This window comes from Azospirillum sp. B4 (genome assembly GCF_000333275.1).
GTDB lineage: Bacteria > Pseudomonadota > Alphaproteobacteria > Azospirillales > Azospirillaceae > Nitrospirillum.
Window position 1 is genome coordinate 1 of the sequence record NZ_BACU01000711.1, and the last position, 7,432, is coordinate 7,432.

The window sequence follows — 7,432 nt, forward strand, 5'->3', positions numbered from 1 at the left end:
GAACTTCACCGGCGTGGTCGCGGCCATCCGCGCGGCGTCGCGGGTGTTGGCCGACGACGGACGCATCATCACCGTGGGGGCCTGCGTGGCCGCCCGCGTGGGCTTTCCCGGCCTGGCGGACTATACCGCCGCCAAGGCGGCCGTCGCTGGTTACTGCAAGGGCGCCGCCCGCGACCTGGCACGACGGGGCATCACCGTGAACGTGGTCCAGCCAGGTTCCATAAATACCGAACTGAACCCCGCCAACGGTCCTTTCGCCCCCATCCAGACGGCGGCCAACGCCCTGGGCCGCTATGGCCGGCCGGAAGAGGTAGCGGCCGGCATCCTCTTCCTGGCCAGCCCGGACGCCTCCTTCGTCACCGGGTCGGTGCTGACGATAGACGGCGGTTACGGGGCGTGACGCCAGCCCTTCACGTGCCGGGTCGGACCTGTTCCAGCAGGGCCTCCGCCCCCTTCTCTATGCCCGTCTTGGCGGCACCCAGGGACCCGAAGCTGGCCCCGATGTTCAGGGCGCCCGGGTACTGCTTGGTGATGTAGGCGCTCAACAGCTTGCCGCTGAGCGCGTCCTGGATTTCCACCGCGTAGACGACGGAGCCGCTGACCATCCCCTGCCGTCCACGCACGGCCTGTACCCCGTTGTACAGGCCGCCCGCCAAGTCGAAATGGCTGAAGGGACCGATGACGGCCGGCGTGGTGGTGGCCCCGGTCAGGGTCAGGCGGATGCGCAAGGTGCCCGGCGCCGGCGTGCCGGTGATCCGGAAACGGGTCGCCAGCCGTTCCCGGAACTGGGCCTGCATGTAGTCGGCCAATTCCACCTTGTCCCTTTCCTCCATATCACCGAACTGGCCGTCGGCGCCGTAGTATATCGCCACAGGATCGATGATGACCTGGGCATACGCCCGCCAGTCGACCGGCGTGGTGTAGCGGTAAGGGACGCGGCCGGTCTCGTCCGCCGGGTCTGGCCTCAGATAGGGGGCGGCCGATATATCCCGATAGGGCGCGGGGTCGATGCCGCCGCAGCCGGCCAAAAGGGCGCACGCGGCCAGCGGCGGCAACAGCCGCCGGGTNCAAAGGTCGGACATTTATTTCTCCGTAGGACATGGATGCACGGCCGCAGCCGGCGCGATGCCGGCGTGCACGCCCACACGGAATGCCGAAATGGGGCAAGCCGCCGGCAGCCGCTGAAGCATACTCTAGCGGGCCATAAACAATCCGTCTAGTCGGTTTTATTGGCCCGTAAACTTCCCTGCGAAAACCACCCACCGCGTCCCGTCCCGCAGCAGATCGAAAAGACGCTCGCGCTCCTGCTCCCCAAGGGGCGAGATGCCAAAGATGGTTGTGACCGCCAGTCCCTGGGCGGCGACCCAACGCAACGTCGCCAGATCGGGGTCCGTGGCCTCCTCCCGGATCATCTCCACCACGGGGGCGATTTCCGCACGGACGTTGGTCAGCAGTTGGGGGTCTTCCGCCATCGCCCCCAGCAGGGCGAAGGCCACGGAATGGGGGTCCGACACCACATGGCGCAGAGTCTCGATCTGCGCCACCAACTGCGCTTCAGGATGGTCGGGACCGAGTTCCGCCAGGTGAGTCCGGGTCACGTCCGCGGAATAGACCATCTGGTGTTCCAGCAAGGCCTCCAGCACCGCTTGCTTGGTGCGGAACTGATGCATGACCCCGCCCTTGCTGATGCCGCTTTCCCGCGCGATGGCGTCCAGCGTCAGCTTGCCCGCCCCGTCGCGCGCGATGATGGCCAAGGCCGCCTGGATGACGGCGGCGCGGGTGCGCTCGGATCGGGTGGCGTTGTCCATGGGTGCGCTCGTGGGATTGGGAACGGGTGTAGCGCCAGGGGCGGCCTCCGTTCCGATTACGCGCTGATCATCTAAAATGCAATCCGGGCGGTCTGTTTCCGCTAAACTGAAGCTGACTTGGGCGATCCCGCCCTAACAGGCGACGCCGGGCACCGGGAAGGGGATGACCTCCCGGTCCCGCGTCTCACGGGAAGACGGCGGCCTGGGTGCGCCGACCGCCAAGCCGCCCTCCAGCAGCCCGGCCGCCAGGGGACAGGCCATGTCCTGGGTCAAGGCCATCAGCAGACGGCGGGCCGCGACCAGATCGGCCGTGCCGAACCCTTCGGTGAAGCGGTCAAACACGCCCGCCAGAAGGGCGTGGGCATCCGCTTGGCGCCCCTGTCCGCGCCACAGCTTGGCCAGACTGGTAGCAGCCCGCAATTCCCAGGACAGGGCACCCTGCCGCCGCGCCCAGTCCAAGGCATGATGAAAGTGCGCCTCCGCCTCCGGCGCGGCGCCAGGCTCGTCGCCCGATGTCGGGCGGAGTGACAGCAGTTCCCCCTTGATGCGCAGCAATTCGGGCATGCACCAGCGGATGTCGCCGCCCTCGCATCGGACCAGGGCCTGGTCCACGGCCTCCAGCCCATCCCTTGTATGACCCGCGCGACCCAGATTTTCCGCCCATTCGCCCAAATAACCGACATACCGAAGGGCGAAATTGATGGCCTCCAGTTCCGCCAGCGCCGTTCCCATGCCCGCCAGGCCAGCCGCGCCACCGCCACGGGCCACCTGCAGGCGGTAGTTGAAATAGCGCGCCAACACCGCCCACGGCCCCAGCCCATGACGGGTGGCGTGGTTTTGCAACATGCCGACGAAACGGTCGGCCATCGCCAGGTCGCCCACCAGGAAAGCCACGTGGCAGACGGCGGTGGCCAGGGCATAACCCAGCGTCAGCGCATGATCCATGTCCTGGGCCTCATCCACCGCCATGGTCGCCATGGCCACGGCCTGGTCCGGATAGCCCTGTATCCACAGGATGACGGACAGAGGCACGCAAGCGGCCACACGCTGGTCATATTGATAGCGGACCAGATGGCCGCGATGATCCGGCCTGACATAGCGCCGCAGGCCGTCCTCGATATACCGCCGGGCCGATGTGTGGTCCCCCATCAGATGCAAGGCGAAACCGCGAATGCGATCGGCCGCCATAAGGTCCACCGGGTCGGCGGACCTTATGGCCACCGCGCGGAAACGGTCCGCGATTTCCAGCGCCCGGGCGTAATACCCTTGGTTGAAGATTTCGACGAACAGCCCCCACAGCGCCCGCAACTGATAATCCACGTTGTCCAGCCGGTGCGCCAAGGCCAGCGCCTGGTTCAGCGCAGCCCGGATTTCCGGCGCCGGCCCCTTGGTGTAGATCAACGACAGGCCCAGCGCGGTGAGCAGGCGCAAAGTGCGCTCCGCCTCGGGGCCCGAAGCCGTATCCCCCGTCAACGTGCCGGGCGCCACCTGTTCCAGCGCCCGCCGCCCCCCCTCCCGGCATTCATTCATCAGCGACAGCTGCATCCAAAGCGGCACCGCGGCGGCGGTGAGGGCGACGCCCAGTGCCGCGTCGCCATCCGGACCGAAGGCCCAGACCAGGGCCGCGCGCAAATTGTCGATCTGCCGCCCGTGGACCTCCAGCCACTCCGCCGTCGGGCGACGGTCCCATTCCTGTTCCGCCTGCACCAACATGTCGCGATGGCATTCCGCGTGCCGGCGCCGCATGCGGGGAAGGTCGCCGCTTTCCGTCAGCTTTTCCAAGGCATAAGCCCTGGTCATTTCCAGCAACCGATAGCTGACATGGTTACCGCTAACATCCGCGACCAAAAGGGACTTTGCCACCAGGTTCGACAACGCCCCAAGGATGTCGGTCTGGGCCAGCCGCGCGTCGCTGGCCATAACGGCGGCGGACTCCATGGTGAAGCCGCCGGCGAACACCGCCAGGCGGTGCAGCACCAGCCGCTCCGCCATGGGCAACAATTCATAGCTCCAGTCCAGCATGGCGCGCAGGGTCTGGTGCCGGGGCAAGGCGGTCCGGCGGCCTCGCACCAGCAAGGCGAACCGATCATTCAGGCGGACCGCCAGGCCGGACAGGCCGAAAAGGTCCAGGCGCGCCGCCGCCAACTCGATGGCCAGGGGAATCCCGTCCAGGCCCCGGCATATCTCAATGACCAAGGGCACCTCCGCCTCACCGAAGCTGAAGGTGTCGACGCTGGCCGTGGCGCGTTCAACGAACAGTTCCACCGCCGAATAGGACAGGGCCTGGGCCGGATCCGGCGTCATTGTCACCGGTGGCGTTTCCAGGGACGCCAAGCGCTGCACCCACTCCCCCTCCGCCCGCAAGGGCTCCCGGCTGGTGGCCAGGATGTGGATGCCGGGCGCCCTGCGCAGAACCGCTTCCGCCAGGACGGCCGCCGTGCCCACGACATGCTCGCAATTGTCCAGGATCAGCAGCAGGTGCTTGTCGTGCAGCACGCCGGCCAAGTCGGCGATGGAATCGACCGCCACGCCCAACGCCCCCGCCAGCACGCTGGCCGCCAAGGTGGCATCGCTCAAGGTGGCATCCGTTACCGGCGCGAAATCGACGAACCGCACCCCGTCGACATAGCCCGGCGCCAGCTGTTCGGCCAGGGCCAGGGCCACGGTGGTCTTGCCGATGCCGCCCGGTCCCACCAGGGTGATGAAGCGCCGCCGCGGCAACTGGTCGGCCAGCGTGCGGATGACGGCGTCGCGCCCCACCACGCGGGTCAGGCGCACCGGCAGGTTGTGGCTGGGGGGCTCCCCCCCCGCGGTCGCCGGCAGGCCGGGCGCCCCCACCTCCACCCGGGTGACGGGGGCGACGAAGCAATAGCCCCGGCCGGGAACGTTGGCGATGTAGCGCGCGCCCTCGCGCCCCTCGCCCAGGGCCTTGCGCAATGCCGCGATGTTGACCCGCAGGTTGGCATCATCGACATAGGTGTCCGGCCAGACGTTGGCCACCAGTTCATCCTTGGCGACGACCTGGCCCGCTCGCTCCACCAGCACGACCAGGATGTCCAGGGCCCTGCTGCCCAGGCGCAAGGGCGCGTCGCCGTCCAGCAGGACCTTCCGGCCCGGGACGAGACGAAACGGGCCGAACGTGATCATCCGCTCAGCGCCTGAATCAACCGGATCGGTCATGCCACGCCCCCATGGCCCCCTTTCAGCGTGGCCGCGATGCGCGGCCCCGGCACGGGCCGGCGGCCCATGGAAAGTGATGCTGTCCCAGGACAATGATTTGGGCAATCCTGCTGGAGGCGATACCCCCTAAAGACAGCAAAAGCCCAAAAACCCCGCAGCATTTACCTATCAGCCGTTCAGCGCTGGCATACGGCGTTATTGCGGGGCGCGGGAATTGGCCCTGGTCAGCAGCCGCTTACAAAAAATTACAGGGCTTAATTCGCCATCCCCACCCGAGCCCGGCAGACTTCCCAATCGCGAGGGCCGCCCGTGGGGGCCGCCCGATGCCGGGGGGGGGGACCATGATGGGGACATCCATTTCGGGGGCATCCAAGGGTGGCGTCTTGGCGATGGAGGCGGCGGCGGATGCCGGCTGGATCGCGGCCGTGGTGGTGAAGCTGCTGGACGACGCCGGGGACATCCTGGACAGCGACCGGGACGCCGCCCGGGCCTGCATCGCCCGCGCCGCGGCCTTCCTGCGGGGGGAGGCCCTTCCCGAGGCGGCCGCCCGGCCGCGACACCTCGATACCCCGCCGGCCGAGACCGCGCGCGGCGGTCTGGCGCCCTGGCAAATCCGCCGGGTGGTCAGCCATATCGACGCCAACCTGGCCGGTACCATCCGTATGGACGACTGCGCCATGGTCACCCGGCTCAGCACCCGCTACTTCTCCCGCGCGTTCAAGTGCAGCTTCGGCATGCCCCCGCACGCCTATATCGTGCAGCGCCGCATCCAGCAGGCCCAGCACCTGATGCTGACGACGCAGGAACCGCTATGCCAGATTGCCCTGGCCTGCGGGCTGTGCGATCAGGCGCATTTTTCCAAGCTGTTCCGCCGGATCGTGGGGCTCAGTCCCAGCACCTGGCGGCGGCACTGGCGCGAGGCGCCGCTGGATGCCGCCACGGCTTGAGACCGCGCGCGGCTTCCGGTCCGCCGGCTCAAGCGGAGGGGGCCGCCGGCGCGGGGTAAGGCTCCGCCGCTGGCGCTAGCGCGCGTCCGCCACCTCCTTGGCCACGCCCCAGCCGCCGCCCAGCGCCCGGTATGTCGCGATCAAATCCTGGGCCACCTGGATGCGGCTTGGGCCCAACTGATCCTCCGCCTCCAGCTGGGTGCGCTGGGCGTCCAGCACCGTCAGGAAGTTATCGGCGCCGAAGCGGTAGCGGGTGGCGGCCAGGGTGGCGGCGCGGGTGCTGGCGGTGGCGGCGGTGTCCAGTGACGCCCGCCGCGCCCTTTCCTGGGTATAGCGGGCCAGCGCCGTCTCCGCCTCCTGCCAGGCGGTCAGCACCGCCTTCTGGAAGTTGGCCAGCGCCTGGTCGGCGGTTGCGTCGGCGGCCCGAATGCGGGCGTAGATCGCGGCATCGAACAGCGGCACGCTGATGCTGGGCCCGATACCGTAGGTGAAGGCCCCCCGGGCGCCCAGGTCGCCGGGCTGCAGGGCCTGCACCCCTACCGACCCGGTGAGCGAGATGTGGGGGTAGAGGTCCGCCGTGGCGACACCGATGCGCGCCGTGGCCGCCGCCACCGCCCGTTCCGCCGCCGCCACGTCGGCCCTGCGGCCCAGCAGGGTGGCGGGCGTGCCCACGGCCACGCTCTGCGGCAGGTCGGGCAGCGGCACCGGCGCGTCCAGCAGGGTCAGCAAGGCGCCCGGCTCCCGCCCCGTCAGCACGGCCAGGACGTGCTCATCCGTTGCCACCGTGGCGCGCAACGGCGGTATGGAGGCCAACGTGGTTTCCAGCTGCGCCTGGGCGCGGGCGATGTCCAGGTCCGTCCCCCGCCCGGCATCACTCAAGGTGCGGGTCAGGTCGAAGGTGCCGCGCTGGTTGTCCGCGTTGCGCAGGGCGACGGACAGGCGCAACTGGGCGCCCCGCAGGTCCACGTAGGCGGTGGCCACGTCGGCGATGATGACGGTCAGCACCTGGTGGCGCAGCGCCTCCGCCCGCGCGGTGTCCGCCTCCGCCGCCTCCACCGCCCGGCGCACCTGGCCGAACAGGTCGATCTCCCACGACAGGGTGCCGCCGGCGGCGGTGACGTTGCTGTCCGGCAGCTGGGCATCGGGCAGGCCCTGCTGTGTCGCCGCCGCCGCGCGCGAGCGGCTGTAGCTGGCGCTGCCGCCCACCGCGGGCAGGTTGCGGGCGCCGACGGCCTGCGCCTGGGCGCGGGCGGCGCGAACGGCGGCGTCGGCCGCCTTCAGGTCCAGGTTGGCCTGGATGGCATCGGCCACCAGCTGGTCCAGCACCGGGTCGCCCAGTTGGCGCCACCAGTCTTCCAGCGGTTCCGCCGCCTTCAGCAGGTCCGCTTGGCCGCGGACGAAGGCGGCGCCGTCGGCGGCCGGGCTGGCGGGCTTCTGGTAGTCCGGCCCCACGGTGACGCAGGCGCCGAGCAGCAGCAAGGGCAGGAAAGGCCAAGG

6 protein-coding genes are annotated in these 7,432 nt (G+C 69.4%); 2 read left to right on the top strand and 4 right to left on the bottom strand.

The window, feature by feature from the left end; translation table 11 throughout:
• The coding region (locus I55_RS32035) for an SDR family oxidoreductase (protein WP_044564786.1) at positions 1-400 on the top strand (400 nt) is incomplete at its 5' end.
• Positions 401-410: 10 nt separating this feature from the next.
• On the opposite strand, the gene I55_RS32040 is transcribed toward I55_RS32035, so the two are convergent.
• The 3 genes from I55_RS32040 to I55_RS32050 form a co-directional block, all read right to left on the bottom strand.
• Entirely contained in the window at positions 411-1,082 is a 672-nt protein-coding gene (locus I55_RS32040) for a DUF3313 domain-containing protein (RefSeq protein WP_044564787.1), read from the bottom strand.
• A 144-nt stretch (positions 1,083-1,226) separates the two neighbouring features.
• Positions 1,227-1,808, bottom strand: coding sequence for a TetR/AcrR family transcriptional regulator (locus I55_RS32045; protein WP_044564788.1), 582 nt, complete (start codon positions 1,806-1,808; stop codon positions 1,227-1,229).
• A 132-nt stretch (positions 1,809-1,940) separates the two neighbouring features.
• Positions 1,941-4,955, bottom strand: coding sequence for a winged helix-turn-helix domain-containing protein (locus I55_RS32050; protein ID WP_049974724.1), 3,015 nt, complete (start codon positions 4,953-4,955; stop codon positions 1,941-1,943).
• A gap of 374 nt (positions 4,956-5,329) precedes the next feature.
• On the opposite strand from I55_RS32050, the gene I55_RS32055 reads away from it, so the two are divergent.
• Complete coding sequence (locus I55_RS32055; RefSeq protein WP_159107319.1) at positions 5,330-5,935, top strand: helix-turn-helix domain-containing protein; 606 nt, start codon at positions 5,330-5,332, stop codon at positions 5,933-5,935.
• Between the two features lie 75 nt (positions 5,936-6,010).
• Here the strand turns inward: I55_RS32055 and I55_RS32060 are convergent.
• Positions 6,011-7,432: efflux transporter outer membrane subunit (locus I55_RS32060; RefSeq protein ID WP_044564791.1), on the bottom strand; the 1,422-nt coding region annotated here is incomplete at its 5' end.